This window comes from Nocardioides sp. Root240 (assembly GCF_001428825.1).
GTDB lineage: Bacteria > Actinomycetota > Actinomycetes > Propionibacteriales > Nocardioidaceae > Nocardioides.
This window is the reverse complement of the sequence record NZ_LMIT01000013.1, coordinates 397,466-423,773: the sequence shown is the minus strand read 5'-3', so window position 1 is coordinate 423,773 and position 26,308 is coordinate 397,466. Positions and strand designations below refer to the sequence as shown.

The following is a 26,308-nucleotide window of genomic DNA, read 5'->3' as shown; positions in this document are numbered from 1 at the left end:
GGTCATTCGGATGATGAGGTGTACAGTACCGACCGAATATTCGGTTTGTCGACCCCGACTCTGGAGGCGCCATGTCATCGGCAGTTGCTGAACCCGAGGTCCCCGGCCTGCCCGAACTGGAGGGCCACTTCACGGCCACCATCGAGCACGCCGACCGGATCGAGCCCCGCGACTGGATGCCCGACGGCTACCGCAAGACGCTCGTGCGCCAGATCGCCCAGCACGCTCACTCCGAGATCATCGGCATGCAGCCCGAGGGCAACTGGATCGGTCGGGCGCCGTCGCTGCGTCGCAAGGCGATCCTGCTCGCCAAGGTGCAGGACGAGGCCGGTCACGGCCTGTACCTCTACTCCGCCACCGAGACGCTCGGTGTCAGCCGTGACGAGCTCACCGAGATGCTCATCTCCGGCAAGCAGAAGTACTCCTCGATCTTCAACTACCCGACGTTGTCGTACACGGACGTCGGGACCATCGGGTGGCTGGTCGACGGGGCCGCGATCTGCAACCAGGTCCCGCTGTGCCGGACCTCGTTCGGGCCGTACGGCCGGGCGATGATCCGGATCTGCAAGGAGGAGTCCTTCCACCAGCGGCAGGGCTACGAGCTGCTGATGACGATGATGCGCGGGACCGACGAGCAGCGCGCCATGGTGCAGGAGTCGGTCAACCGGTTCTGGTGGCCTGCGCTGATGATGTTCGGCCCGCCCGACGAGGACTCCTCCAACACCGAGCAGTCGATGGCGTGGGGCATCAAGACCCACACGAACGATGAGCTGCGCCAGCGCTTCGTCGACATGTCCGTCCCGCAGGCCAAGGCGCTGGGCGTGACCCTGCCCGACCCGGACCTTGTCTGGAACGAGGAGCGTGGTCAGCACGACTTCGGGCAGCCGGACTGGGACGAGTTCTGGGCAGTCGTGAAGGGCAACGGCCCGTGCAACGCGCAGCGCATCGCCCACCGCAAGCAGGCCTGGGACGAAGGTGCCTGGGTCCGAGAGGCAGCGACCGCGTTCGCGACCGCTGCCGGAGAGGAGAAGTCGGCATGAGCGACACGATCCGGGCCGAGTGGCCCCTCTACGAGGTCTTCGTGCGCGGCAAGCGCGGTCTGAACCACGTCCACGTCGGTTCACTGCACGCCTCCGACGACCACTTGGCGCTGCGCCACGCCCGCGACGTCTACACGCGTCGCAACGAGGGCGTGAGCATCTGGGTGGTCCGGTCCACCGACATCTCCGCGTCGAGCCCGGACGAGAAGGACCCGCTGTTCGCGCCGAGCGGCGACAAGGTCTACCGCCACCCGACCTTCTACGACATCCCCGACAACGTTCCCCACATGTGAGGGGAGGAGAACAGCGATGGCCGAAGTGCACACTCACGATCCGGACGACCACGAGAGCGCCTACGCGGGCCTCCTCGTCAACGACGCCCACTGGGCGTTCGGGACCGACTTCGAGGACCCGCTCGCGGGCGTCGACACCACGGTGCCGGACGGCGTCGACGCGAGCACGCTCGCGACGTACTGCCTGATGCTCGGCGACGATGCCCTGGTCCTGTCGCAGCGCCTGTCCGAGTGGTGCAGCCGCGCGCCTGACCTGGAGGAGGACATCGCGCTCGCCAACATCGCGCTCGACCTCCTCGGTCAGTCGCGCCTGCTGCTCGCCCGGGCGGCGGCGGCCGACCCCTCGATCGTCCCGGCCCTGCCCGAGGACTCGCCGGTGCCCGACGAGGACCGCCTCGCCTTCTTCCGCGACGACCTCCAGTTCCGCAACGTCCGGCTCGCCGAGGTCGCCAACGGCGACTTCGCCGAGACCGTCGTCCGGGTGCTGCTGTTCTCCAGCTGGCGCCTCGCGGTCTTCGAGCAGCTCTCGAGCAGCCGCGACGCGGTCCTCGCCGCCGTCGCGGCCAAGGGCGTCAAGGAAATGGCCTACCACCGAGACTTCTCTGCCCGTTGGTTCCTCACGCTTGCCCGCGGTACGGAGGAGTCCCGCCGCCGACTCGTTGCCGGACTCGAGCAGCTGTGGCCGCTGTGGCCCGAGCTGTTCGAGACGCACTCCGCCGAGCGTGAGGCCGCAGCAGCCGGCGTCGGGGTCGACCCCGCGCAGGTGGCGGCCGAGGTCGACGTGGTGCTCGAGCAGGTCTTCGCAGCCAGTGGCGTGGACCGGCCCGACCGGGGAGCGCTGGCCGGAATCCAGGGCAAGAAGGGCCGCGACGGGCACCACACCGAGGCGATGAGCAAGATCCTCGCCGAGATGCAGGTCGTCGCTCGCGCCCACCCCCGGGGCCGGTGGTGATCGCGATGCTGAGGCGCGAGGACGTCCTCGCCAGGGCTCGCGCGGCTGCGGAGTCGGTCGTCGACCCTGAGCTGCCGATGCTGACCCTGCTCGACCTCGGTGTGCTCCGCGGGGTGGAGATCGCCGAGGACGGCGCGGTCGTCGCTGCGATCACCCCGACCTACTCCGGGTGTCCGGCCATGGCGACGATGCGCGACGACCTGCAGCGCACGCTCCAGGAGGCAGGCTTCGACGACGCCCGCGTCCGGGTCGAGCTCGACCCAGCCTGGACGACCGACTGGATCACGGCCACCGGCCGGGATGCCCTCGCGGCTGCCGGAATCTCCCCACCGGGTGCGGCGCCGCGCCGTACGGGTCCGGTCGCGCTGACGCTCACGCCGATGCGGCGCGACATCTGCTGCCCCCAGTGCGCCTCGGCTGCTGTCGAGGTGACCTCGGAGTTCGGCTCGACCGCCTGCAAGGCGCTCTACCGCTGCCTGGACTGCCTCGAGCCGTTCGACCACGTGAAGGAGATCTGACGTGACCCAGACGATGACGGGCACCCTCACCGAGGACCCCGCCGCCCGGACGGCCTTCCACACGCTCACCGTCACCCACATCGAGCAGCTGACCGATGACGCCGTCGCTGTCACCTTCGACGTGCCGACGGAGGTCGCAGATCTCTTCGACTTCGCCGCGGGGCAGTCGCTGACGCTGCGACGTGTGGTGGACGGTGTCGAGCACCGGCGCTCGTACTCGATCTGCTCGCGCGCCGGCGGTGCGCCGCGCATCGGCGTTCGCGAGATCCCGGAGGGCCTCTTCTCGAGCTGGCTCGTCCGCGACGTCCGTCCGGGAGACCGGATCGAGGTGCAGCCACCCACGGGCAGCTTTCGTGCCGACGCGGCCGAGGGCGGCCGGCACCTCTGCATCGCCGCGGGCTCGGGCATCACGCCGATGCTCTCGATCGCTTCGACGGTGCTCAGCCACCCCGACGCACATGTGACCCTCCTGTACGGCAACCGCACGACGAACTCGGTGATGTTCGCCGAGGAGCTCGCGGACCTCAAGGACGCCCACCACCACCAGCTCGACCTCGTCCACGTGCTCTCGCGGGAGCCCCGCGACGTCGAGCTGTTCACCGGACGCCTCGATCGTGACCGGCTCAGTGAGCTGCTGTCCCTGCTGGTGCCGGCCACGGACATGGACCACGTCTGGCTCTGCGGTCCGTTCGGCATGCTCAACGAGGCTCGCGAGGTCCTCGCTGAGCTCGGCGTGCCCGCCGAACGGGTGCACTTCGAGCTGTTCTACGTCGACGAGCCGCCGCCGGAGCTGCGCCACGCGGACCGCGTCATCGACGGCGTCACCTCCGAGGTGACGGTCGTCCTGGACGGTCGATCGACCACGACCGCCATGCCGCGCGACAAGACGATCCTCGACTCGGCCCAGGAAACGCGCAGCGACCTTCCCTTCGCCTGCAAGGGCGGGGTCTGCGGCACATGTCGCGCCAAGGTCTGCGACGGCGAGGTCGACATGGTGCGCAACTACGCGCTCGAGCCCAACGAGGTAGCGCAGAACTTCATCCTGACCTGCCAGACGTTCCCTGTGAGCGACGACGTCACCGTCGACTTCGACGCCTGACGGCGCCGGACCAAGGAGATCCCATGCCTGAAGCCTTCATCCTCGACGGCGTTCGCACGCCGATCGGCCGGTACGGCGGCGCGCTCGCCCAGACGCGCCCCGACGACCTCGCCGCCCTCGTTGTCCGCACCGCGGTCGAGCGCAGCGGCATCGATCCCGCCGACATCGACGAGGTCGTGTTCGGAGCCGCGAACCAGGCCGGCGAGGACAACCGCAACGTCGCTCGCATGGCGACCTTGCTGGCCGGCCTTCCCGACACGATTCCGGGGTTCACGGTCAACCGCCTGTGCGCTTCGGGCCTGACGGCGATCGCGACAGCACGGCAGATGATCGCCGCCGGCGACGCCGACGTGGTCCTGGCCGGAGGCGTCGAGTCGATGACCCGCGCGCCGTGGGTGAGCGAGAAGCCCAGCCGTCCGTGGGCGAAGCCCGGCCAGAGCTGGGACACCTCGATCGGTTGGAGATTCACCAACCCGGCGTTCGACACCGACACCACGCTCTCCATGCCCCAGACGGCGGAGCGCGTGGCCGAGCAGTGGGGACTCAAGCGTGAGGAGCTCGACGCCTTCGCACTGCGCTCGCACGAGCGCGCCCTCGATGCGCAGAAGAACGGTCGCTTCGACGCCGAGATCGTCGCCGTCGGTGAGATGACGCGCGACGAAGGTCCCCGTGCGGACACCACCGCGGAGAAGCTGGCGGGGCTGCGTCCGATCCACGGGCCGGGCGGAGTCATCACCGCGGGCAACTCGAGCTCGCTCAACGACGGTGCCGCCGCCGTCGTGCTGGTGAGCGACCGGTACGCCGCAGCCAAGGGCCTGCAGCCGCGCGCCCGGGTCGTCGCCGGTGCGAACGCCGGCGTCGCACCAGACATCATGGGCATTGGTCCAGTGCCCGCAACTCGCCGCGTCCTGGAGCGTGCAGGGTGGGCGTCCGGCGTGCTCGATGCTGTCGAGCTGAACGAGGCGTTCGCCGCCCAGGCGCTGGCCTGCATGCGAGAGCTTGCCCTGGACGAGGAGATCGTCAACGCCGAAGGTGGCGCCATCGCACTGGGGCATCCGCTGGGCTGCTCGGGAACCCGGATCACGCTCACCCTGCTCAACCGACTCGAGCGGACCGGCGGTCGCCGCGGTCTCGCCACGATGTGTGTCGGTGTCGGCCAGGGCTCCGCGCTGCTGCTGGAGCGGCCATGACCTCCCCGCTGCAGATCGAGGAGTACGGCGACCGTGTCGTCCTCCGGCTCAACCGTCCGGAGGTCAGGAACGCGATCGATCTGGCCACCGTCGATGCGTTGCACGAGGCCTGCAGCGGCCTGGAGAGCAAGCCGCGCATCGCGATGATCGTCGGCTCGGGCGGCATCTTTGCTGCTGGTGCCGACATCGCCCAGCTCCGGGAACGCCGACGTGCCGACGCACTGGCCGGCATCAACTCCGGCATCTTCGACCGCATCCACAAGCTGCCGATGCCCGTCATCGCCCTGATCGACGGCTTCGCGCTCGGCGGAGGCGCGGAACTCGCCTACGCATGCGACTTCCGGATCGGTACGCCCAGCACCAGGATCGGCAATCCCGAGCCCGGCCTCGGCATCCTCGCCGCCGCGGGAGGGTCCTGGCGCCTGCGCGAGCTGGTCGGTGAGCCGCTCGCCAAGGAGGTTCTCCTCGCCGGCAAGGTCCTCTCCGCTGACGAGGCCCACCACGTCCGCTTGCTCAACGATGTCGTCGAGCCGGACGAGCTCGAGGCGGCCGGTCACCGGCTCGCCGACAAGATCGCAGCGCAGGCTCCACTCGCCGTACGGCTGACGAAGTCGGTGTTCCACAGCCCTCGTGAAGCCCACCCGCTGATCGACGACATCGCCCAGGCGGTCCTCTTCGAGACGCAGGACAAGTACGACCGGATGACCAACTTCCTCGACCGCCGAAGCGACAAGTCCAAGGAGAAGCGATGACCTCCGAGAACGCCCGGGGCTGGGTCCCCGCAACCGTCGGCGTGTACGGCGGCGGCCGCATGGGAGGCGGGATCGCGCACGCCTTCGCTGCAGTCGGCGCGGAGGTCATCGTCATCGAGAGCGACGACGAGTCCGCGTCCGCTGCTCGCGGCCGGATCAAGGCGAGCATCGCCAAGGCCGTGGAGAAGGGCGCTGACATCACTGGATCGGTGGAGGTGGTCACCGACGCCGGTGCACTCGCCGCCTGCCCTCTCGTGGTCGAGGCGGTGCCGGAGCTGATTGACCTGAAGCGCGCGGTCCTGGCCCGGATCGCAGAAGCTGCGCCGGACGCGGTCATTGGCAGCAACACCAGCTCGCTGTCGATCGATGAGCTGGCGACCGAGCTTCCCGATCCGGCTCTCCTGATCGGCCTGCACTTCTTCAACCCGGTGCCCATCAGCGACTTGGTCGAGGTCGTCGTCGGCAACCGGACGGATCCCGTCCTCGTCAAGGACGCGCAGAGCTGGGTGTCGGGTCTGGGCAAGACCGCCATCACGGTCAAGGACTCCCCGGGATTCGCCAGCAGCCGTCTCGGGGTGGCGATCGCCCTCGAGGCCATGCGGATGCTGGCCGAGGGCGTAGCCACCGCGGCGGACATCGACACCGCGATGACCCTTGGTTACCGCCATCCGGTCGGCCCGCTGAAGACCACCGACATCGTCGGGCTCGACGTCCGGCTCAACATCGCCGAGCACCTCGAGCGGGAGCTCGGCCCCCGCTTCGCGCCGCCGCAGGTGCTGCGGGACAAGGTCGCCGCAGGTGAGCTGGGCCGCAAGACGGGCCAGGGCTTCTACTCATGGTGAGAGCGGCCGCGGAAGCCGAGCGACTGGCCCAGGCCTGTGCCGAGCGTATGTGGGCCGACGACCACGCCAGCCAGGTGCTGGGCATGAAGCTCGACGCCGTCGCCCCGGGCACCGCACGCGTCTCGATGACGGTCTGCCGGGAGATGGTCAACGGTCACGGCACGTGCCACGGTGGCTTCATCTCGACGTTGGCCGACAGCGCGTTCGCCTTCGCCTGCAACAGCCACGGCACGGTCACCGTGGCCTCCGGCTTCGACATCACGTTCCTGGAGCCGGCCGAGCTCGGCGACGTCCTCGTCGCGGAGGCCCGCGAAGTCGCGCTGCGCGGTCGGTCGGGCATCTACGACGTCACCGTCCGGTGCGGTGACACCAGGATCGCGGAGTTCCGCGGTCGCAGCCGGTCGCTCGGGCGGCCCATCCTTGAGGAGGCACGATGACAACGCAGTCCGTCCTCGTCGACCGCACCGCTGCGGTCGCGACCATCACAATGAGCGCCCCCGCGCTCTCCCTCGACTCCAAGGTCGCGCTGCGCGACGCTCTCGAGGACGTCGCCAAGGACCCGGCGATCCGCGCCGTCGTACTGACCGGAGGGGGCAAGGCCTTCTGTGTCGGCCAGGACCTCGCCGAGCACAGCGCCGGTCTCGCCGACGGAGCCGAGGCGGCCTTCGCGACCGTCCGCGAGCACTACTCGCCGATCGTCCGTTCACTCCTGACGATGCCGAAGCCCGTCATCGCCGCCGTCGGGGGTGCCTGTGTGGGCGCGGGTCTCGGCTTTGCACTGGCCTGTGACTACCGCGTATTCGCTGCCGGCGCCAAGCTCGGCACGGCCTTCACCGGCATCGGTCTCACCTTCGACTCCGGCCTGTCCTTCACCCTTCCCCGAGCCGTCGGTGACGCCCGAGCCAAGGAGCTCATGCTGTTCGGCCAGATGTTCACCGCCGAGGACGGCATCGCCTGGGGCATCACAGGCGAGACCGTCGACACCGACCAGGTGCTCGAGCGCGCCGTCGCACTGGCCCGCCAACTCGCCCAAGGTCCCACGGTCGCCTTCGCGGAGAGCAAGCGACTGATCGTCGAGGGCTCCGGCCTCGGGCTCGATGCCGCGCTCGAGGCCGAGGCTGGCGCGCAGACGCGCTGCGGGGAAACGGCTGATCACGGGGGAGCGGTCTCGGCCTTCCTAGGCCGCGAGAAGCCGACCTTCACCGGCCGCTAACGGACGTTGAGACCCTGACGTGTCGGCGCCACCTGCAATGACAGTTCGCCTGTGCTTGCGACATCGATCGTCAGGGTGACCCGGCCGTCGACTTCATAGCCGCTCGCGGCGCGCCGCATCTGACGCGACTTCCGGCGCCCGGTCGGTGGTCCGCCATCGACTGCGTCAAGCAGTCGCCGTACCGGCTTCCACGCGCTTGGCCGGACCTCGAGTGCTGCACAGGTGGCCGCAAGCCACGTGGGGTCTTCTTGTTGAAGAAGCCCATCGAGGGACCGGATTACGGCGGATGGAAGCCGAGTGGCTGGCTTCTGTCCGCCCATCGGGTGGTCGCGTAGATAGTCGTCGACCTCGTCCTGTGGCGCATCCGAACGCCTCAGTGCCTCGATGGCGTAGTAGTCGTTCATCCATTCGGAGGTCTCCCTCAACAAGCGGGTCACTCGATCGTTGTGGGGATCACTGACTGCTGCGATGGAGGACAACCTGTCTTCGAACCACGCGCCGAGCGCATCCGCTTCGACGTACACCAACACTTCGTCGCGCAGCATCTGGCGGCGTTTCGCGACGTAGGCGACGAAGTCGCTCGGGGACGGGAGCAACTCGGCGAGCATGATCAGGTCGGCCAGGCTGATGATCCACGATCGCTCGACACCGGATTCGGCATCCGCAAAGCCGAGGTAGGCGCCAAAGGGATCGACACGATCGAGAGTGACGGTGATCGGCAGGATCACGCTATTCGCGTCGAGGTCGAGCGACCGCCCGCGGGCGTCGACGAATGGAGCGCCGTCGCGGATTGCCCTGATCGTTCGGCCGTTCTGATCGTTGGCCCGCTCCACGATGTCCTTGATGTGGCGGTCGACACGGTGCGGTGCGCCGCGGCGCCCTTCCCGGCTGATTCGACCGCCCTTGCACTCGACAACCAGGAGTGCTCCAGGGAGTCGAACCAGAACGTCGACCTCGGCGTCGGACTGCTCGACCGGGTAGGTGACCGATCGGTACACGCGTTCCCCGAAGACCTCGCGAAGCAGTTCCTCGGTCAGGTCCTCAGCGGTTCGCTGACGCGCCTTGTCGAGTGCTGAGACGAGCCGAGGATGCGGCGTGACGGCACCGTGAGCCCATTCAAGTGCAACGTGCACGAAGTCGACCGGGCGAGGCCACATCCACTCGCCACTACTCAGCTTTACGATCGGTCGGACCCGAACCGGGTTGTCGGTGTGGATCTGATCCGGCTCCACCGTCCCGACCCGGGTGCTGAGCGATGCGATCACCGATTGGAAAGCGTCGGGGTCGAGTCCGAGGTTCTCTGCCAGTGCTTCATCCACAACGCCACCTTCCAGGGGTGCGTTCGCGTTCAGCGCCCAGAGGACGAAGTGACCCACCATCCACGACTCCTGGACGGCAGGCGGTTCGTCGGCGGCCGGGGAGGGATATGCCTCCGCCAGATAGGCGTCCGTACGACGTGCGTGCCGGATACGCACCTGGTTGTAGAGGTGCGCGAAGCGGAGCGACTCCGTCAACTTAAACCCCAGTTCGACCTTGGCGCGGTCATCCACTCGACCGAGGACTTCAACCGCGACGCGCCTGACATGAGGATCGAAGCCCGCCATGCGGTCGAAGTTGTGTTCCAGCTCGATCATCCGGCGGAGACCCGCGCCGCCCTTCGGATCGGACTCGACGTACTTCGCCGTGCTAGCCAGGTAACGCAGGTTCGCAATCCGCTGGAGCAGCGCGTCGCACTCCTGGACCAGCCAGGGATCGAATCGCTCATCGATCCGGGGGAGCATCGAGATCTCGTCGGAACTCACGACGAATCCAGCCATCAGCTCGACCATCGCGTCACTGCCGAAGTTCGCCGGTCCTGGCATGTGCGACCGTCGCATGGCGTCATAGACGTCCATCGCTCCGTACATGGCAATCGGGTCGACGGAGTCCAGCAGAGAACGCAGTTCTGCACACGCATGCGGGAGATCAGCGGCGGCCTCCTCGGCCGCTCGCCGGAACGAGGTCAGCCACTCGAACCACGAGCGGGGCGAGAACTCTCCGGCGACGTACCGCTCGAGCTCGTACTGCCACCTGTTGTCGAGGTACGACGGCGGATTGTCGGGCCGGAGGCGCCGTTGACCGGGACGGGCACGTCGGGGCGGGGACATGGGTGGATTGTGATCCGGGGCTCCGACAGAAGCATGACGTTCTCGAGCTCGACCTGCTCGCTTCTGCCCAGACTCCCGCACACACGCCGGTGAAGTCGCGAGCGAGTCGCTTGCTATGCCGGCCCTCATCCTGTTTCTGACGGGCTGCGAGCGTCTTCAACTGAATAGACGCACGACCACAACGGAGCCGTCTCAATCTTTCTCGAACGACGAAAGCCGACTGTCGCGGGGGCGGTAAGGCTATCCTCGGGCGCGATCGAGCGGCATTAGAGACCAGGCCACGGCACCCTCCTGAGGTATCCAAGTCCTAGAGTAGAGCGTTCGTTTCTGACGCAGACCTTCCCCGACATCAAGGCCTCCTACCAGTTGTGGGCCGATGAGCATCCAAAGCGGAGAGCCTGGTCAATCACGGGCGCAACCAAGAGGTCGGAGCTGCCGTTTCGCAGCGCCGGAACGATCTCGGCCAAGTAGTGACAGATCGCCCAAGGCTCGTCGACGGGAGTCCCGTGCAGCAGATGCGTTAGATAGCGGGCCCAGAGCGGGGCTTCTGCGGTGAGATCGAGCTCTGTCATCACGGCGAGGATTCGGTCATCGCGCTCCAAGCCTGATGGAACAGCCTCTACTAGGCCGACGGCTTCATCTCGAACCAAAGGCAGATGCAGTACCCACCCCGCAATAGCGGAGGCCTCGTCGTAGCCGAACGGTCGCGGGACGGATGCCACGCGGTCATGCCAATAGGCGCCGATCCACCTGGCCCACTGAGCATGGGCTTCCTCGGCGTTCATGTCGCGTAGGTGTCGACCCACCGATCGTGTCCAAGCCAGTCGGACCTTCGATGACGCTTTGGTGGCCAGCTGGGACAACCATGGAGTGGGCGGATCGTCGAAACGGACGGCAACTGTAGCTAGTTGTCGCCCCAACGACTTCATAGAGCGCTCGTCGTCAACGTCAGCGTCATGGTCCAAGGTCGCGAGCATCGACTCGAGGAGACCGGCTCGAAGAAGTGCGGCGTCGTACTGACCGTGATCGAGGAAAGTGCGCCACATGGTCGCGACCTGGCCCGTGTCTTCGGCCTCCCACGCCAGTAGTGGCAGCAGTTCAGCCGCTGCCCACTCCGGAGCAGCGCCGAAATACAGGCGAAGTTTGGTTATTAACACGCAGCGTGCCAAGAGACCGTTACGCCCGGTCTGACTGATCATGCGATCCAGTTCGGCAGTGATCAGCGGCGGTAGACCGGCCCACATATCACCTTGGCTGGCCCACTGAGCCGCTGTGACCTTGCTCCAGAACTCCGCGAGATCGCCAGCCGGGTGATTGATGGCTTCTAGGTACGTGCCTCCTCCGGTCACGTTCCCCGCAAGATCGTCTTCGGGCCAAAGCCGCCGAGCCAGGTCGCGGGCACTGGCGAAGTCGTGCCATCGGGTTGGGTGGTCCGCTCGACCGCCGCTCGCTAGAAGGTTGGCCGCCGGGCTTCTGACCGGGGCGAGTTCCCACGAGCCAATGACCGAGATGACCTGATCAGGGAGAGTGCCGTCAGCGTGAGCTGATAGGTCTGCGGCACTCCAGCCTCGAATCAGGGCCCCGCGGATGTCGTCATCGTTGGGCTGGAGATGTGGGGCGAGCAGCATGCCGTCGAGCGGGTACTGCGTGACGCAGCTTCGCAGGGCGGCTAGGGCGCCCGTCCATGTGGGACCGGTCAGCTTGAACTCGTCGGCTTCGGAGAACTCGCGGAGTCGTGCCAGCGCGGTGCCGGGTTCGTCGGCAATCAGAGCATGTAGTTCCTCTTGGGAGAATGGTTCAGCGTCCTCGACGAATCCTGAAGTCATGACCATGTTGAGATCGGGATGCTCCCGAGGGGCGTAGTCCGGATGCTCTTCCTGAACGGACTCGAACGCTGACGTGATGAGGGGATCGTCCGGCAAGGTCTTGTGCAACCAGACGATCAGGTTGTAGCGCGGGTATGACGACGAATCGCCCGCCGTAGGCGTAGGGCCAGCGTCGGCAGCGGCGAGCAGTTTGACGCGCACGTCGGAACTGGTATCGGGCAGTACGTCCTTTAATAGCAGGTAGACCTCGTGTTGAAGGCTGACGTCGTACAGCAGCCCTTGGCTAAGGACCCATCCAACTTTGGCATCGGCACTGGTATCGGACTTCACCCGCCAGCCGTGCACGGCAAGTCGGCGGAGAATCGTTTCGGGGGCGCCAATCAGCAGATCAAGGTCTCGCGAAGCCTGGCCAGGACAGATGTCAAGGATGCGTTCGAGACAGTCGCGAGCGGCATCGATCAACATGTCGTGTGGCTCTCGGAAGTCATCCTGAGGGTGCGCCTCGATGGCGGAGCGCCCGAACCCCATCGGGTCGAAGCCGGATTGCAGCAAGTCGTTTAGACGATAACTCGCGCGGATCTGCCGGACTACTAGATCGAAAAGCTCTCGCGCGTGGTCAGCCAGCATCGGTGTGAACACCTTTTTCCACGCTTCGCTGAGCCAGTGCTCATCGCCGGTGAGGGTTACCTCGAAGCGAGGGGCGTCGTCATTCGCGCCGAAGTCGAGTCCAGATCGCATGATTGCTTCGGTGCGATGCTCGAGTAGCGTGAGCGCCAAGAGCGGCCGGCTCTGCCATTCCTTCTCGGCCAGCATCATGTCGAGAAGATCGTGCCTGCCCTGAGGGGAGCGGTGAAGAGCAGAGAGCAACCATGGCACCTGCCAGTCAGCGATCGGTGTCGGTTGGGCGAAGAGCCGATGCACCAACGTTTCCCACAGTTCAAGTGTCCAAGGACGGTCCCTGACCAGCCGTAGCGCAGCTGGCGAGTGCTCCTCGACGCACGCGAAGTTGTCGATGAACCACCGCGTTAGGCTGCGGGCGATCGCTTGCCCGGCACTGTCCGTTTTGGGTGGCGCAGTGAAAAGGTGTTCGAACTCGGGACGTGTTGCCGTCCATTGCAGCCAAGATGGTGACGATGCGGCTTCCGTGAAGAAGCGCACGCGTTCCGGGTCAGCCAGCACCTGTTTGAGGTAGGAAGTCTCCTCGGGGAGACTTGACGGCTCAAGTCCGACGAGTTCTGTGATCCGCCTTCGATGATCGAGTCGGCCCCAAGCTGACAACTCTGCCCACCGCTCGAGCGCCTCTACGAGCGCGACATGGGATTTGTCAGCGACTGGATAGCTGATTGCCGTGAGTCCTAGGCGAGCCCAGTCGGCTTTGTTCGAGTCACTCGTCAGCACGTACCGGCGTCCTTCGCGTCCGAGGGACCGGGCTAGGTACTGCATGACGACATCGCCGTGGCTGTATCCGATGAAGAGAACGCTGAAGGCGGAGAACATGCGCTCCAGAAAACGCGCGGCCCACGCCTCGCGAAGGTAGGCGCGGCCGAAGTCCCCGTCCGTCAGGATCAGGTGCTGCGGGTTTTGTTCTAGTGCCCCGTGCAAATGAACGATGCCGGCAAAGTCGTCTCCAAGCGGCAGCGCAGGGCTACGGAAGATCTCAACCTCGAGGGACCCGATTCGGGCGGCGGTCTCGAGATGTCGGTCGTAGTTGGTTGTCACTACACGCACCGGCTGGTGTACGGCGGCCAGTCGCATGATGGCGTGGTGAAGCCGGTTCGGCTCGCTTCCGGGTAGATCGATCGCTTTGGCAACAAGGGAGTGGACCTCGACCTCGAGGTCGGTGAGGTCGCCTAGGAAGACATCAGGCCGTGCCAGTTGGAGCGTCGTGGGCGCCGACCCCACCTGCGTACCGATGTCGATGACCAGCTGGCTGAAGTCAGGGAGTCGAGACGGTGGGTCGAGAGACGCTCCGGCACCGACAAAGATCACCATCCGCCCGTCACGGGCGGCGGTGACTAGGTCGTCGGGGATCTCAACCCTTTGGAACCGCATGTCGCGACCGTACTGCGAGCGTTCGGCAGACGGCGCCGGGCCCAGGAACAGGCCAAGAGTTCCGCTGATGAGCGCCGAGACCTCGACATGTCACCGCCGATGGCCGCGGCAGACGAGTTTTTACCTACTGAACGTCCGTTGCTGCTTGTCCGTTGTCGACGGCCCTTGTGGCCGTGTGGTGGCCTCGCCTACTCTTTTCTACGTAAAGCCGCAGGTCAGAGGCCTTTTAGGCACACTTGTCGAGGTAGTGCTCCAGCTCGTTCGGCGTCAGGTCCATGTCGACGCTGGCCTCGGTCGGGTCGAAGGAGGCTCGCAACCGCTCCGGGTCCTTGGTCAGCTGGTGCATGTCGACGATGTGGGCCATGGACCTCAGGCGGTGGAGCAGCTTCAGCAGTGCGTCGCGCTGCAGCCGCTCCGGCACCGACCAGAGGAACCACAGCGCCAGCGCCGCGAACACCAGGTCGTTGACCGCGCTCTCGACCAGCGGCACCCACTCGAGGTCGTCGGGTGCGTCGGTCGCAGCGGCCCGGACAGCGAGCACCACCAGCACGATCGTGGCCAGGACGACGGCGATCATCGCTCCGCGCGACAGTGTCCGCAGGCCGGCACGACGGCCACGCACGCTGTCCGTGCGCGTCTGCACCCGCTCCACCAGGCGAGCCAGCTCAGCGGCCACCTGGCGCAGGCCGCGGTCGGGGAACCGAGCGGCGATCCGCTGCTCGAGTCGCCGCACCGTGGTCAGGACCGGGTCGGCCTGCACCTTCTCGAACGAGTACGCCACGGGCGGCAGCCTACGATGAAGGCCATGTCCCTCGCCGTGCTCGACTGCGCCCACTTCACGGCGGGCGAGTGCCGGTCGTGCACCTGGCTCGGCCGCCGGTACGACGACCAGCTGGCCGCCAAGCAGGCCGCGACCCGGGCGCTCGTCGACGCCTCCGGGATGGTCTGGGAGCCGCCGGTCACCAGTGCGCCGGAGGGCTTTCGCAACAAGGCCAAGATGGTCGTCGGTGGCACGGCGCAGGAGCCGACGCTCGGCATCCTCGACCCGAGCGGGAAGGGCGTGGACCTGCGGGACTGTGCCCTGCACACGCCGGGGATCGTGGCGGCACTGCCGGTGCTGGCGGACTTCGTGCGCCGGGCCGGGCTGACGCCGTACGACGTGGCGGGGACGGCCCCGGTCGCCCAGCGTGGCGAGCTCAAGCACGTCCTGGTGACCGAGTCGCCGGACGGGGAGCTGATGGTCCGGCTCGTGCTGCGCTCGACTGCCGCCGAGGCGCGGGTGCGCAAACACCTCCCGTGGCTGCAGGCCGAGCTGCCGGCGGTGCGGGTCCTGACGATCAACGTCCAGCCCGACCACCGGGCGGTGCTCGAGGGGGAGCGCGAGCTGGTGCTGACCGAGCACGACAGCCTGCCGATGCGGCTCGGCGGGGAGTCGGGGATCGTCCTGCACCTGCGCCCGCGCAGCTTCTTCCAGACCAACACCGAGGTCGCGGCGGCGCTCTACCGCGAGGCCGTCGCCTGGACCGCCGACCTCGGCGCGGAGCGGGTGGTCGACCTGTACTGCGGCGTCGGCGGCTTCGCCCTCCACCTGGCCGCGCCGGGGCGGACGGTGACCGGCATCGAGATCAGCGCGGACGCGATCGGGAGCGCCGAGCGCTCACGCGACGAGGCCGGGCTGCCCGGCGAGATCGCGTTCACCGTCGGCGACGCCACCGCGGCCGAGCACCAGGCCCTCATCAGGTACGCCGACCTCGTGGTGGTCAACCCGCCGCGGCGGGGTCTGGGGGCCGAGCTGGTGCAACGGCTCGAGGAGTCGGGCGCCGCGCACCTGCTCTACTCCAGCTGCAACCCGGAGACCCTGGCCCGCGACCTGGCCGGGCTGGCGTCGTACCGGCCGGTGCGGGGGCGGGTGCTCGACATGTTCCCGCAGACCCCGCACGCGGAGGTGTTGGTGCTCCTCGAGCGCCGGGCCGGCGCTCAGCGCAGCGAGTAGGTCGCCAGCGAGACGCCGACGTAGTGCGCGACGAACGCGGCGATCGTGAAGCCGTGGAAGATCTCGTGGAAGCCGAAGACGCGCGGCGACGGGTTCGGCCACTGGAAGCCGTAGACCAGCCCGCCGACCGTGTAGAGCGCGCCGCCGACGGCGATCAGCACGAAGATCGCGATCCCGATGCCGAGGCCGAGCGCGGTCGCGCCCTCGAAGAACGCCGGGATGAAGAAGATCGCCGCCCAGCCGAGCGCGATGTAGATCGGCGCCGACATCCAGCGCGGGGCGGTCGGCCAGAACAGCTTGAAGGCGATGCCGAGCAGGGCGCCGGTCCACGCGACCGACAGCATGATCACGCGGGAGGGGCCCTCGAGCAGGATCAGCGCGAACGGCGTGTAGGAGCCGGCGATGAACAGGAAGATGTTCGAGTGGTCGAACCGGTTCAGGACCTGCCAGACCTTGGGTGACCAGGTGCCGCGGTGGTAGAGCGCGGAGGTGCCGAACAGCAGGAGCGCCGAGCCGGCGTAGAGCGCCGAGCCGATCCTGGTGGTCGCGGTCGGGGACAGGCAGATCAGCACGATGCCTGCAGCGAGCACCAGCGGGGTCGAGATGAGGTGGATCCATCCGCGCAGCTTCGGCTTGATGTCGGCGACCTTCTCGCTGATCTGCTCGCCGAGGTCGTCCAGTCGCGCGCGGACGCGATCGTTCGCGTGGTGGATGGCCTGGTTCATGGCTCGAGGGTACCCGTGCGAGCAGAACGCAAGCGACGGCCGGACGGCGTGATGTCACGCTCATCCGGCCGTCGCGAACTGGCCGATCGGTGGTTGTCGGTCAGTGGGTGTGCGGCGGCACCTCGGCACCCTCGGAGGGCTGCACGATGACGAAGCCCTGACCCTGGAAGGCGACCTGGAAGGCCTCGCCCGAGCCGCGGCCGATCAGCGACCCGGCGGTGAAGGTCGAGCGGATCGACGTCTGCAGGTGCACCGACCAGGCGACGAGCGCCTGGGCGTCGGCGAAGGTCGCCGCCTCGCCCGGGTTGAGCACGACCGGAGGACCGTCCGTGGTGATGGCCACCCAGCCGGTGCCGCGCAGGGTGGTGTTGAACAGGCCGCCCGCAGCGATGCTGCCGCCCTTGACCCGCTCGATGTTCCAGTCGAGGGCGGCGGAGAAGGCGAGGACGTTCTTGCCGTTGACCGACAGGCCGCTGTTGTTGAGCTGCAGGATGTGCACGTCGTGCGACGAGTCGGCGAGGAAGACGTCGCCCTGGCCCTCGACCCGCATCAGCGAGAGGCCCTCGCCGGTGAACGCCTTCTTGAGGAACTTGGCCGCGCCACCGCCCTGGTAGTTGAAGTTGACGTTGCCCTGGTAGGCCACCATCGCGCCCTGCTTGGCCATGAACGGCTCGGTGATCCGGACCCGCAGCAGCTTCTTGTTCTGCAGGATCGCGCCGGAGCCGTCGACCTCGGTGAACCGGCCGTCGATCAGCTCGCCCGAGATGCCGGCGAAGGCGTCGGCGGGGACCTGCTGCTGGCCGTAGCCCTGCTGCGCCTGGGGGGCGTACGCCGGCGGCTGGGCCGGGGGCTGCGACTGCTGGGCCGGCTGCTGGGTCGGCTGCGGCGACCAGGCCTGCTCGGTGGCGGCCGGCTGGGCGACGGAGGTGGTGGCGTCGAGCGCGCTCGTCCCCCCGTCGTACGACGAGGTGTCGGTGCTCTCCGCGGACGTGGCCTCGGACGCGGCGGCCTCGGCGTTCAGGGGGGAGGTCGACTGCACCCCCTGGTCGGACACGTGGTCGGTCCACTGGTTGCCGTCCCAGTAGCGGAGCTCGTGGCGTCCGGTCGGGTCCGGATGCCAGGCAGCTGCGGTCATCGTCGTGGTACCTCTCTCGTCGTGGATGGGGAGGCGCGATTTCCCGCCCTCCCCGCTGGTCTCATCGTGTCAGCCTGCCGGTTGCCCCGGAAGGGGCCTACGATCTGAGCGTGGCGGACTGGAAGCGGGGTGTTCGGCGGGTGCTCTACCCCGCTTACGAGGCGCGCATGCTTCGCCGGATGCCCGACAGCCTCCCGAAGCACGTCGGGGTGATGCTCGACGGCAACCGCCGCTGGGCCAAGGCGGTCGGCCGCGACACCGCGCACGGCCACCGCGCCGGCGCCGCCAACATCGAGCCGCTGCTCACGTGGTGCGACGAGGTCGGCATCGAGGTGGTCACCCTGTGGCTGCTCTCCACCGACAACCTCAACCGCCCGGCCCGCGAGCTCGAGCCGCTGCTCGAGATCATCGTCGAGGCAGTCGACTCGCTCGCCGACCAGCGCCGCTGGCGGCTCCACCCGGTGGGTGCCCTCGACCTGCTGCCCGACGCGGTGGCCAAGCGGCTCAAGGCCGCGGCCGAGGCCACCGCCGACGTCGACGGGATGATCGTCAACGTCGCGGTCGCCTACGGCGGTCGTCGCGAGATCGCCGACGCCGTCCGCTCGCTCCTCTCCGAGCACGCCGCCCTCGGCACGCCGCTCGAGCTGCTCGCCCAGCAGATCGACATCGAGCACATCGAGGAGCACCTCTACACCAAGGGCCAGCCCGACCCGGACCTCGTGATCCGTACGTCGGGGGAGCAGCGCCTCGGTGGCTTCCTGCTCTGGCAGAGCGCGAAGTCGGAGTTCTACTTCTGCGAGGCCTACTGGCCCGACTTCCGCCGCGTCGACTTCCTCCGCGCGATCCGGGCCTACGCCCAGCGTGAGCGCCGCTTCGGCTCCTGATCACGGCGCGGGTGCGCTGGGTCACACGGGTACTGTCAGGGCTCGTGAGCACCACCCCCGAGCGGCCGGCCAAGCCGGCGAAGCCGATCACCTTGCTGACCGTCGCGCGCAAGGAGCAGCTGAGCCCGGGCATGGTCCGGATCCACTTCACCGGTGACCTCGCGGCCTTCGAGGGCAGCGCCTTCACCGACCGCTACGTGAAGCTCGTCTTCGGCGATCCCGCCGAGCTCGAGCGCGGCGGCCGGCCGACGCTGCGGACCTACACCGTGGTCGCGCCCGACGCCGCCGCCGGCACGCTCGCCATCGACTTCGTCGTCCACGGCGCCGAGGGCATCGCCGGCCCCTGGGCGTCGACCGCCCTGCCGGGCGACACGATCCCCGTGCGCGGTCCCGGCGGCGCCTACGCGCCCGACCCTGCCGCCGACTGGCACCTGTTCGCCGGCGACGAGGCCGCGATCCCCGCGATCCGCCAGTCGCTCGCCGCACTGCCCGCCGACGCCGAGGGGTACGCCGTGCTGCAGGTCGAGGGGCCGGCGCACGAGCAGGAGGTCGCGACACCCGCCGGCGTCACGTTGACCTGGCTGCACCGCTCCGACGCCGCGCACCCGTCGCTGCCCGACGCCGTCCGCGCGCTGCCGTGGCGCGAGGGCCGCGTGCACGCGTTCGTGCACGGCGAGGGCCAGGCGGTGATGAAGGAGATCCGTCCCTACCTGGTCGGGGAGCGCGGCGTCCCTCGCGACGACGTGTCCGTGTCGGCGTACTGGAAGCAGGGCCGCACCGAGGAGGCGTTCCGCGAGTGGAAGGCCGAGCTGGCCGCAGAGGAGACCAAGTGACCACCCCGACCCGCCTGTTCCGCACCGTCGCGATCGCGGAGGCGGTGACCTGGACCGGCCTGCTGTTCGGCATGTTCCTCAAGTACGGCCCGGCCGAGAACGAGACCGGTGTCCGGATCTTCGGCATGGCGCACGGCGTCGTGTTCGTCGCCTACGTCGTCACGACCGTCGTCGTCTGGGTGGACCGTCGCTGGTCGGCCGGCCGCGGCCTGCTCGCGCTGTTCGCGGCGATCCCGCCGCTGGCGACCCTGCCGCTCGAGTGGTGGGCCGTGCGCAAGGGCTGGCTGGGCGACGCATGGCGGCTGCCCGCGGGCGCGACCACCTCGCTGCCCGACCGTGTGGTGGCCTGGCTGCTCCGCAACCCGCTGCGCGGGCTCGCCGTGGGCCTGGTGGCCGTCGCGGCGCTGACCGGCCTCGCGCTGGTCGTGGGTCCGCCGACCTCCTGATCGTTCCCCGGCGGAACCGGTCCTGCGTCGCTACCGTCGAAGGACCATGATCGATCGACGCGACACCTTCCGCTACGGCTTGCTCGCCCTCGCGGCCCTCGGTGGTGCCGGCGCGCTGACCGCGTGCGGCTCCTCCGACAACCCGGATCCGGACGTCCTGCTGCCGGCGGACGAGGGCGGCATCCAGCTGCTCTCCTCGGACGTGAGGCGCGCCGCCGGCGACCCCGGCCTGCTGCCGGACGTGGTGGCGGGCCTGCAGGGCCTGGCCGGTGGGCTGTACGGCAGCCTGGCGACCGGGCCGGGCAACGTGGTCCTGTCGCCGTACTCCGTGCTGGTGGCGCTCGGCATGACCCTCACCGGTGCGGCGGGCGCCACCGCGAAGGAGATGCGCGAGGTCCTCGGCGTCGGTGACCTGGGCGACCGGTGGCACAAGGGCGCCAACGCGCTGACGGCGCACGTCGACGGGCTGGCCGGGCCGCAGGAGCGGGGCGACGGCTCGAAGGCCGACCTCGCCCTCGCCACCGCCAACCAGGTGTTCGGCCAGCGCGACGTCGGCTGGTCCGCCGACTTCCTCGACCTGCTCGCCAAGGAGTACGGCGCCGCGCTGCGCGCGGTCGACTTCGTCGGTGCCACCGAGGAGGCGCGCGGCCTGGTCAACGGCTGGGTCGAGGAGCGCACCGAGGACCGGATCAAGGACCTGCTGCCGGAGGGCTCGCTCGACCCGAGCACCCGGATGGTGCTGGTCGACGCGATCTACCTGAAGGCGCCGTGGGAGCAGCCCTTCGAGAAGACGCTGACCGCGAGGGGCGCCTTCCACCTCGCCGGCGGCAAGAGTGTCGACACCGACCTGATGCGCCGCCCCGACGTGGGCGCCACGGTCGCGCGTGGCACCGGCTGGCAGTCCGCCACCGTCCCGTACGCCGGCCGGACCCTGGCCATGACGATCGTCCTCCCCGACGCGGACGCCTTCACCGCGGTCGAGGCGCAGGCCGTCGCCGAGGGCTTCGCCGGCTTCACCGGCAGCGAGGCGGCCGTCGTCGACCTCACCCTCCCGCGCTGGAGCCACCGGACCGCGGCGTCGCTGAAGAAGCCGCTCGAGGGCCTGGGGATGCGTGCCGCGTTCGGCGAGGCGGACTTCACCCCGATGACCGACGAGGACCTCGACCTGGTCGTCGACGACGTCTTCCACCAGGCGTTCATCGCCGTCGACGAGGAGGGCACCGAGGCGGCCGCCGCCACCGCCGTGGTGATGGCCGAGACCTCCGCGCCGGTCCCGGTGGTGCTGACCGTCGACCGGCCCTTCCTCTACGTCATCCACGACGTGGAGCACGCCACGCCGCTCTTCGTCGGCCGGGTGGTCGACCCGACGGCGTAGTCGACCACGGCCGCTGTCGGAGGGCGCCGGTACGCTGGAGCCTGCACCCCCGGTCCCTTTCCGACCGGGGGCGCTCGTGCTGTTCTCCACCGAAATGAGCCTCCCGTGCACCTCGCCGGCATCGCCGACGCCGTCCTGGCCGACCCCGCCCTCGCTGCCTCGCTGGAGCAGGCGTCCCGGGCCCAGCAGCCGACCGGCGAGCTGACCGGTCCGGAGGCGCTGCGGCCCTTCCTCGTCGCGGGGCTCGCGCGCTCGGGGCGGCCGGTGCTGGTGGTCACCGCGACCACCCGTGAGGCCGAGCAGCTGGTCGCCGAGCTGGGCGACCTCGTCGACGCCGGCGGCGTCGCCTACTACCCGAGCTGGGAGACCCTCCCGCACGAGCGGCTCAGCCCGCGCAGCGACACGGTCGGCCGCCGCCTGGCCGTCCTTCGCCGGCTCTGCCACCCCGGCGCCCCCGGTACGACGGCCGCGCCCGTCCAGGTGCTCGTCGCCCCGGTGCGCTCGGTCCTGCAGCCGCAGGTCAAGGGCCTCGGCGACCTCACGCCGGTCGAGCTGTCGGTGGGCGACACGGCGGACCTCGACGACCTCGTCGCGGGGCTCGTGGGTGCCGCCTACTCCCGGGTCGACCTGGTCGAGAGGCGCGGCGAGTTCGCCGTCCGCGGCGGCATCGTCGACGTCTTCCCGCCGACCGAGGAGCACCCGCTGCGCGTCGAGCTGTTCGGCGACGAGGTCGACGAGATCCGCTCGTTCGCGGTCGCCGACCAGCGCACCATCGCCAAGGTCGACCGGCTGTGGGCGCCACCGTGCCGCGAGCTGCTGCTGACCGACGACGTCCGGGCGAGGGCCGCCGAGCTCGGCCGGACCCACCCGCAGCTGCTCGAGATCACCGACAAGCTCGCGCAGGGCATCGCCGTCGAGGGCATGGAGGCGCTGATCCCGGCGCTCGTCGACGAGCTCGAGCTGCTCGTCGACCTGCTCCCCGAGGACACGCAGGTGCTGGTGCTCGACCCCGAGCGGGCCCGCGCCCGGGCGCACGACCTGGTCGCGACGAGCGAGGAGTTCCTCGCCGCCTCGTGGGCGACCGCGGCGAGCGGCGGCCAGGCGCCGGTCGACCTGCAGGCGGCGTCGTACCACCAGCTGGGCGACGTGCGCAGCCACGCGCGCGAGCGCGGCCAGAGCTGGTGGACGTTCAGCCCCTTCGGCCTGGACGACGACGATGCCAACCCTGGCCACTCGGCGGCGCAGCCGGCGCCGTCGTACCGCGGGGACGTGGAGAAGGCCTTCACCGACATCGCCCGCTGGCACGGCGCGGGCCACCAGGTCGCGGTCGTGCACGCCGGCCACGGCCCCGCGCAGCGCATGGTCGAGGCGCTGGGGGAGAAGGACGTCCCGGCGCGCCTCGTCGAGAGCATCCCGTCGGGTGCCACCCTCGACCCCGCCGTCGTCACGATCACCTGCGGCGCGCTCGCGCACGGCCTCGTCGACGAGACGCGCAAGCTCGTCGTCCTCACCGGGGAGGACGTCGTGGGTGCCAAGGCGTCGACCCGCGACAAGGGCGCGATGCCGGTGCGCCGCAAGCGCCAGATCGACCCGCTCGAGCTCAAGGCCGGCGACTTCGTCGTCCACGAGCAGCACGGCGTCGGCCGCTTCGTGGAGATGAAGCAGCGCGAGGTGCAGGGCGCGGTCCGCGAGTACCTCGTCCTCGAGTACGGCCCCTCCAAGCGCGGTGGCCCGCCGGACCGGCTGTTCGTGCCGGCCGACACCCTCGACCAGGTCACCCGCTACGTGGGTGGCGAGCAGCCCAGCCTCGACCGGCTCGGTGGCGGCGACTGGACCAAGCGCAAGAACCGGGCGCGCAAGGCGGTCCGCGAGATCGCGGCCGAGCTGATCAAGCTGTACGCCGCCCGCCAGGCCACGCAGGGCCACGCCTTCGGCCCCGACACCCCGTGGCAGCGCGAGCTCGAGGACGCCTTCCCCTTCCACGAGACCCCCGACCAGCTGACGACGGTCGACGAGGTCAAGGGCGACATGGAGCGCACCGTCCCGATGGACCGCCTGGTCTGCGGCGACGTCGGCTACGGCAAGACCGAGATCGCGGTCCGTGCTGCCTTCAAGGCGGTCCAGGACGGCAAGCAGGTCGCCGTCCTGGTGCCGACGACGCTGCTGGTCAACCAGCACCTCGACACCTTCAGTGAGCGGATGAGCGGCTTCCCCGTGATCCTCAAGCCACTGAGCCGGTTCCAGACCGACAAGGAGGCCGCCGAGACGATGGCCGGCCTGGCCGACGGCACCGTCGACGTCGTGGTCGGCACCCACCGGCTCTTCAACGCGGACACGAAGTTCAAGGACCTCGGCCTGATCATCGTCGACGAGGAGCAGCGCTTCGGCGTCGAGCACAAGGAGGCGATGAAGCGGCTGCGCACCTCGGTCGACGTCCTCTCCATGTCGGCCACGCCGATCCCGCGCACGCTCGAGATGGCGATCACCGGCATCCGCGAGATGTCGACGATCACCACGCCGCCGGAGGAGCGGCACCCGGTGCTGACCTACGTCGGCGGCTACGAGGACCGCCAGGTCGTCGCCGCCGTACGACGCGAGCTGCTCCGCGACGGCCAGGTGTTCTACATCCACAACCGGGTCAGCTCGATCGAGAAGGCCGCGGCGCGGATCCGCGAGCTGGTGCCCGAGGCGCGGGTCGCCACGGCCCACGGCCAGATGGGCGAGCACCAGCTCGAGCAGGTGATGCTCGACTTCTGGGAGAAGCGCTTCGACGTCCTGGTCTGCACCACGATCGTCGAGTCCGGCATCGACGTGTCCAACGCGAACACGATGATCATCGAGCGCTCCGACACCCTCGGCCTCTCGCAGCTCCACCAGCTGCGTGGTCGCGTCGGCCGCTCCCGCGAGCGGGCGTACGCCTACTTCCTCTACCCGACCGAGAAGCCGCTCACCGAGACCGCCCACGAGCGGCTGGCGACGCTCGCCCAGCACTCCGACCTCGGCGGCGGCATGGCGATCGCGATGAAGGACCTCGAGATCCGCGGCGCCGGCAACCTGCTCGGCGGCGAGCAGTCCGGCCACATCGCCGACGTCGGCTTCGACCTCTACGTCCGCCTGGTCGGCGAGGCGGTCCGCGACTTCCGCAGCGACGGCGAGGTGCCCGAGCAGCTGGAGGAGGTCCGCATCGAGCTGCCCGTCGAGGCGCACCTGCCGCACGACTACATCCCCAGCGAGCGGCTCCGGCTCGAGATCTACAAGCGCCTGGCCGAGGTCCGCACCGACGCCGACGTCGACGAGGTGCTCGCCGAGCTCCAGGACCGCTACGGCGAGCCGCCGGAGCAGGTCGCCGCGCTGCTCCTCGTCGCGCGCTTCCGTGCGCGGGTGCGGCAGGCGGGTGTCCGGGAGGTCACCACGGTGGGCAAGAACGTCCGGTTCCACCCGGTCGTGCTGCCCGAGTCGCGCACCATCCGGCTCAACCGGCTCTACCCGAAGTCCATCGTCAAGCACCAGCTCGAGTCGGTCCTCGTCCCGCGACCGGGCATCCCGGGGAGGACGGGAACGCCCATCGAGGGGGTCGCCCTGCTTGAATGGGCCCGACTCGTCCTCGACTCGGTCATCGACCCCAAGGAGTAACAGCTGTGCGCCGTCGTACCTCGCTCGTCACCGCCGTCGCCGCGACCGCCCTCCTGGCAGCCGGCTGCGGCATCACCGACGACGCCGCCCAGCCCGGTGTCGCCGCCGAGGTCGACGGCCAGTCGATCGCGCTGAGCAAGGTCGATTCCGCGCTCGAGGACTACTGCTCCTACGCCGCCTCGCAAGAGGGGGCGCCGACGTACGCCAAGGCCGCGATCCGCGCCCAGATCGCGTGGAACTGGGCGCAGGCGGTCGCGGTCGGGGAGATCGCGCCGGCCTACAGCGTGGACCTGCCGGCCGGCGTCGAGCGCGACTTCGTCGAGCGGGCGTGGGGCGAGGACGTCGTCACCGACGACAACTACGACTCGCTGGAGTTCCTGACCTGGGTCCAGCTGCGCCTCGAGCAGCCGCTCGCCGAGATCGGCAGCCAGCTGCTGATCGACACCACCGGCAAGGCCGAGTCGGCCGAGGCGGCCCAGGCCGCCGGCCTGAAGGCCGTCAACGAGTGGCTCGACAAGGAGGGCGTCGAGCTCAACCCGGTCTTCGGCACCCACCGCCCCGAGACGAGCGACTTCCTCGGTGACAGCCTCTCCGTCGCCGTCAGCGGCCAGGCCCGCACCGACGAGCAGATCGCGGTCCGCCCCACGTCGATGGAGGAGCAGCAGGCCTCCGACGCGCGGATCGCCGCGCTGCCCGCCGAGCAGCGCTGCGGCCCGGCCGTCCAGGGCCAGCCGGGCGCCTGATGCCCGCGTCCTCGGGGGACGGGTACGCCGTCGAGGAGTTCGTCGCCGTCATGCGACGGCTGCGCGCGGAGTGCCCGTGGAAGCGAGAGCAGACCCACCGCTCGCTGGTGCGCTACCTGCTCGAGGAGACCTACGAGACCGTCGACGCGATCGACGCGGGCGAGGACTCCGGCGACTGGACGCACCTCGCCGAGGAGCTCGGTGACCTGCTGCTGCAGGTGGTCTTCCACGCGGTCGTCGCCGAGGAACGCGGCGACTTCGACCTCGACGACGTGGCCCGCGGCGTCACCGCCAAGATGCGGCGCCGCAACCCGCACGTCTTCGGCGACGTCCCCGCCGACGGCCTGGACGCCGAGGCCGTCAACGACCTCTGGCAGCAGGTGAAGGCCGCCGAGAAGGCCGACCGCCCGGTCGACGACGGCGTCCCGTCGGCCCTGCCCGCCCTGCTGTACGCCGACAAGGTCCTCGACCGGCTCGAGCGCGCCGGACGCCCGTCGACCCCGACGGCGGACCCCGGCGACCTGGGGGAGCGGTTGCTCGCCCTGGTCGCCGAGGCCCGGGTCGCCGGGATCGATCCCGAGCAGGCACTGCGGGACGCGGTCCGCGCCCGACTGTGA

Annotated in this window: 23 protein-coding genes; 18 read left to right on the top strand and 5 right to left on the bottom strand. The window is 69.3% G+C overall.

Features of this window, described 5'->3' with window-relative positions; translation table 11 throughout:
- Positions 1 to 71 precede the first annotated feature (71 nt).
- The 10 genes from paaA to ASE20_RS19430 are packed head-to-tail and all read left to right on the top strand — an operon-like array spanning position 72 to position 7,899.
- Positions 72 to 1,040, top strand: a complete 969-nt coding sequence (gene paaA / locus ASE20_RS19475; RefSeq protein ID WP_056896205.1) for a 1,2-phenylacetyl-CoA epoxidase subunit PaaA — start codon at positions 72 to 74, stop codon at positions 1,038 to 1,040.
- A complete protein-coding gene (gene paaB, locus ASE20_RS19470) occupies positions 1,037 to 1,333 on the top strand; it encodes a 1,2-phenylacetyl-CoA epoxidase subunit PaaB (protein ID WP_056896204.1) in 297 nt (98 codons plus the stop codon). The genes paaA and paaB overlap by 4 nt, the downstream gene beginning before the upstream one ends.
- Before the next feature lie 16 nt (positions 1,334 to 1,349).
- The gene (paaC, locus tag ASE20_RS19465) at positions 1,350 to 2,285 is read left to right on the top strand and encodes a 1,2-phenylacetyl-CoA epoxidase subunit PaaC (RefSeq protein ID WP_056896203.1); all 936 of its coding nucleotides are present in this window, start codon (positions 1,350 to 1,352) and stop codon (positions 2,283 to 2,285) included.
- A 5-nt stretch (positions 2,286 to 2,290) separates the two neighbouring features.
- Positions 2,291 to 2,803: a 1,2-phenylacetyl-CoA epoxidase subunit PaaD gene (gene paaD, locus ASE20_RS19460; RefSeq protein WP_056896408.1), complete on the top strand. Its 513-nt coding sequence runs from the start codon at positions 2,291 to 2,293 to the stop codon at positions 2,801 to 2,803.
- A gap of 1 nt (position 2,804) precedes the next feature.
- The gene (gene paaE / locus ASE20_RS19455) at positions 2,805 to 3,902 is read left to right on the top strand and encodes a 1,2-phenylacetyl-CoA epoxidase subunit PaaE (protein ID WP_225869246.1); all 1,098 of its coding nucleotides are present in this window, start codon (positions 2,805 to 2,807) and stop codon (positions 3,900 to 3,902) included.
- A gap of 23 nt (positions 3,903 to 3,925) precedes the next feature.
- A complete protein-coding gene (locus ASE20_RS19450) occupies positions 3,926 to 5,092 on the top strand; it encodes a thiolase family protein (protein WP_056896202.1) in 1,167 nt (388 codons plus the stop codon).
- Positions 5,089 to 5,844, top strand: coding sequence for an enoyl-CoA hydratase/isomerase family protein (locus ASE20_RS19445; protein WP_056896201.1), 756 nt, complete (start codon positions 5,089 to 5,091; stop codon positions 5,842 to 5,844). The genes ASE20_RS19450 and ASE20_RS19445 overlap by 4 nt, the downstream gene beginning before the upstream one ends.
- A complete protein-coding gene (locus ASE20_RS19440) occupies positions 5,841 to 6,686 on the top strand; it encodes a 3-hydroxyacyl-CoA dehydrogenase family protein (protein WP_056896200.1) in 846 nt (281 codons plus the stop codon). The genes ASE20_RS19445 and ASE20_RS19440 overlap by 4 nt, the downstream gene beginning before the upstream one ends.
- Entirely contained in the window at positions 6,680 to 7,123 is a 444-nt protein-coding gene (paaI, locus tag ASE20_RS19435; RefSeq protein ID WP_056896199.1) for a hydroxyphenylacetyl-CoA thioesterase PaaI, read from the top strand. Before ASE20_RS19440 ends, paaI begins: the two co-directional genes overlap by 7 nt.
- Complete coding sequence (locus ASE20_RS19430; protein ID WP_056896198.1) at positions 7,120 to 7,899, top strand: enoyl-CoA hydratase/isomerase family protein; 780 nt, start codon at positions 7,120 to 7,122, stop codon at positions 7,897 to 7,899. The genes paaI and ASE20_RS19430 overlap by 4 nt, the downstream gene beginning before the upstream one ends.
- Here ASE20_RS19430 and ASE20_RS19425 read toward each other — a convergent pair.
- From ASE20_RS19425 to ASE20_RS19415, 3 genes are all read right to left on the bottom strand, one after another.
- Positions 7,896 to 10,046, bottom strand: a complete 2,151-nt coding sequence (locus tag ASE20_RS19425; RefSeq protein ID WP_056896197.1) for a nuclease-related domain-containing protein — start codon at positions 10,044 to 10,046, stop codon at positions 7,896 to 7,898. The two genes, ASE20_RS19430 and ASE20_RS19425, sit on opposite strands and share 4 nt — an antisense overlap.
- A gap of 359 nt (positions 10,047 to 10,405) precedes the next feature.
- Complete coding sequence (locus ASE20_RS19420) at positions 10,406 to 13,924, bottom strand: DUF4020 domain-containing protein (protein ID WP_056896196.1); 3,519 nt, start codon at positions 13,922 to 13,924, stop codon at positions 10,406 to 10,408.
- 226 nt (positions 13,925 to 14,150) lie between these two features.
- Positions 14,151 to 14,705 carry a hypothetical protein gene (locus tag ASE20_RS19415; protein ID WP_056896195.1) on the bottom strand — a complete coding sequence of 185 codons (555 nt, stop codon included), beginning with the start codon at positions 14,703 to 14,705 and terminating at the stop codon, positions 14,151 to 14,153.
- A 24-nt stretch (positions 14,706 to 14,729) separates the two neighbouring features.
- Here ASE20_RS19415 and ASE20_RS19410 point away from each other — a divergent pair, with 24 nt between their 5' ends.
- Positions 14,730 to 15,917: a methyltransferase domain-containing protein gene (locus ASE20_RS19410; protein ID WP_056896406.1), complete on the top strand. Its 1,188-nt coding sequence runs from the start codon at positions 14,730 to 14,732 to the stop codon at positions 15,915 to 15,917.
- On the opposite strand, the gene trhA is transcribed toward ASE20_RS19410, so the two are convergent.
- Both trhA and ASE20_RS19400 read right to left on the bottom strand, forming a co-directional pair.
- Positions 15,902 to 16,642: a PAQR family membrane homeostasis protein TrhA gene (gene trhA / locus ASE20_RS19405; protein WP_082612605.1), complete on the bottom strand. Its 741-nt coding sequence runs from the start codon at positions 16,640 to 16,642 to the stop codon at positions 15,902 to 15,904. The genes ASE20_RS19410 and trhA overlap by 16 nt on opposite strands.
- A gap of 100 nt (positions 16,643 to 16,742) precedes the next feature.
- Complete coding sequence (locus ASE20_RS19400; RefSeq protein WP_056896194.1) at positions 16,743 to 17,777, bottom strand: AIM24 family protein; 1,035 nt, start codon at positions 17,775 to 17,777, stop codon at positions 16,743 to 16,745.
- A gap of 110 nt (positions 17,778 to 17,887) precedes the next feature.
- On the opposite strand from ASE20_RS19400, the gene ASE20_RS19395 reads away from it, so the two are divergent.
- The 7 genes from ASE20_RS19395 to ASE20_RS19365 all read left to right on the top strand — a co-directional run bounded on the left by ASE20_RS19395 (position 17,888) and on the right by ASE20_RS19365 (position 26,308).
- On the top strand, positions 17,888 to 18,661 hold the full coding sequence (locus tag ASE20_RS19395; RefSeq protein ID WP_082612603.1) for an isoprenyl transferase: 774 nt from the start codon (positions 17,888 to 17,890) through the stop codon (positions 18,659 to 18,661).
- 44 nt (positions 18,662 to 18,705) lie between these two features.
- Entirely contained in the window at positions 18,706 to 19,494 is a 789-nt protein-coding gene (locus tag ASE20_RS19390) for a siderophore-interacting protein (protein WP_225869245.1), read from the top strand.
- A complete protein-coding gene (locus tag ASE20_RS19385; protein WP_082612601.1) occupies positions 19,491 to 19,940 on the top strand; it encodes a DUF3817 domain-containing protein in 450 nt (149 codons plus the stop codon). The genes ASE20_RS19390 and ASE20_RS19385 overlap by 4 nt, the downstream gene beginning before the upstream one ends.
- A gap of 46 nt (positions 19,941 to 19,986) precedes the next feature.
- Complete coding sequence (locus ASE20_RS19380) at positions 19,987 to 21,315, top strand: serpin family protein (protein ID WP_056896191.1); 1,329 nt, start codon at positions 19,987 to 19,989, stop codon at positions 21,313 to 21,315.
- 105 nt (positions 21,316 to 21,420) lie between these two features.
- Complete coding sequence (gene mfd, locus ASE20_RS19375; protein WP_056896190.1) at positions 21,421 to 24,948, top strand: transcription-repair coupling factor; 3,528 nt, start codon at positions 21,421 to 21,423, stop codon at positions 24,946 to 24,948.
- 5 nt (positions 24,949 to 24,953) lie between these two features.
- Complete coding sequence (locus ASE20_RS19370) at positions 24,954 to 25,691, top strand: hypothetical protein (protein ID WP_056896189.1); 738 nt, start codon at positions 24,954 to 24,956, stop codon at positions 25,689 to 25,691.
- Positions 25,691 to 26,308 carry a MazG nucleotide pyrophosphohydrolase domain-containing protein gene (locus ASE20_RS19365; protein WP_056896188.1) on the top strand — a complete coding sequence of 206 codons (618 nt, stop codon included), beginning with the start codon at positions 25,691 to 25,693 and terminating at the stop codon, positions 26,306 to 26,308. The genes ASE20_RS19370 and ASE20_RS19365 overlap by 1 nt, the downstream gene beginning before the upstream one ends.

Excerpts from the sequence above, each read along its gene's own strand:
- ASE20_RS19445 (WP_056896201.1), top strand. The coding sequence starts at position 5,089 with ATGACCTCCCCGCTGCAGATCGAGGAGTACGGCGACCGTGTCGTCCTC.
- ASE20_RS19450 (WP_056896202.1), top strand. The coding sequence starts at position 3,926 with ATGCCTGAAGCCTTCATCCTCGACGGCGTTCGCACGCCGATCGGCCGG.
- paaB (WP_056896204.1), top strand. The coding sequence starts at position 1,037 with ATGAGCGACACGATCCGGGCCGAGTGGCCCCTCTACGAGGTCTTCGTG.
- ASE20_RS19400 (WP_056896194.1), bottom strand. The coding sequence starts at position 17,777 with ATGACCGCAGCTGCCTGGCATCCGGACCCGACCGGACGCCACGAGCTC.
- ASE20_RS19410 (WP_056896406.1), top strand. The coding sequence starts at position 14,730 with ATGTCCCTCGCCGTGCTCGACTGCGCCCACTTCACGGCGGGCGAGTGC.
- trhA (WP_082612605.1), bottom strand. The coding sequence starts at position 16,642 with ATGAACCAGGCCATCCACCACGCGAACGATCGCGTCCGCGCGCGACTG.
- ASE20_RS19380 (WP_056896191.1), top strand. The coding sequence starts at position 19,987 with ATGATCGATCGACGCGACACCTTCCGCTACGGCTTGCTCGCCCTCGCG.
- ASE20_RS19440 (WP_056896200.1), top strand. The coding sequence starts at position 5,841 with ATGACCTCCGAGAACGCCCGGGGCTGGGTCCCCGCAACCGTCGGCGTG.
- paaA (WP_056896205.1), top strand. The coding sequence starts at position 72 with ATGTCATCGGCAGTTGCTGAACCCGAGGTCCCCGGCCTGCCCGAACTG.
- ASE20_RS19425 (WP_056896197.1), bottom strand. The coding sequence starts at position 10,046 with ATGTCCCCGCCCCGACGTGCCCGTCCCGGTCAACGGCGCCTCCGGCCC.
- paaC (WP_056896203.1), top strand. The coding sequence starts at position 1,350 with ATGGCCGAAGTGCACACTCACGATCCGGACGACCACGAGAGCGCCTAC.
- ASE20_RS19420 (WP_056896196.1), bottom strand. The coding sequence starts at position 13,924 with ATGCGGTTCCAAAGGGTTGAGATCCCCGACGACCTAGTCACCGCCGCC.
- ASE20_RS19430 (WP_056896198.1), top strand. The coding sequence starts at position 7,120 with ATGACAACGCAGTCCGTCCTCGTCGACCGCACCGCTGCGGTCGCGACC.
- paaI (WP_056896199.1), top strand. The coding sequence starts at position 6,680 with ATGGTGAGAGCGGCCGCGGAAGCCGAGCGACTGGCCCAGGCCTGTGCC.
- ASE20_RS19365 (WP_056896188.1), top strand. The coding sequence starts at position 25,691 with ATGCCCGCGTCCTCGGGGGACGGGTACGCCGTCGAGGAGTTCGTCGCC.
- paaD (WP_056896408.1), top strand. The coding sequence starts at position 2,291 with ATGCTGAGGCGCGAGGACGTCCTCGCCAGGGCTCGCGCGGCTGCGGAG.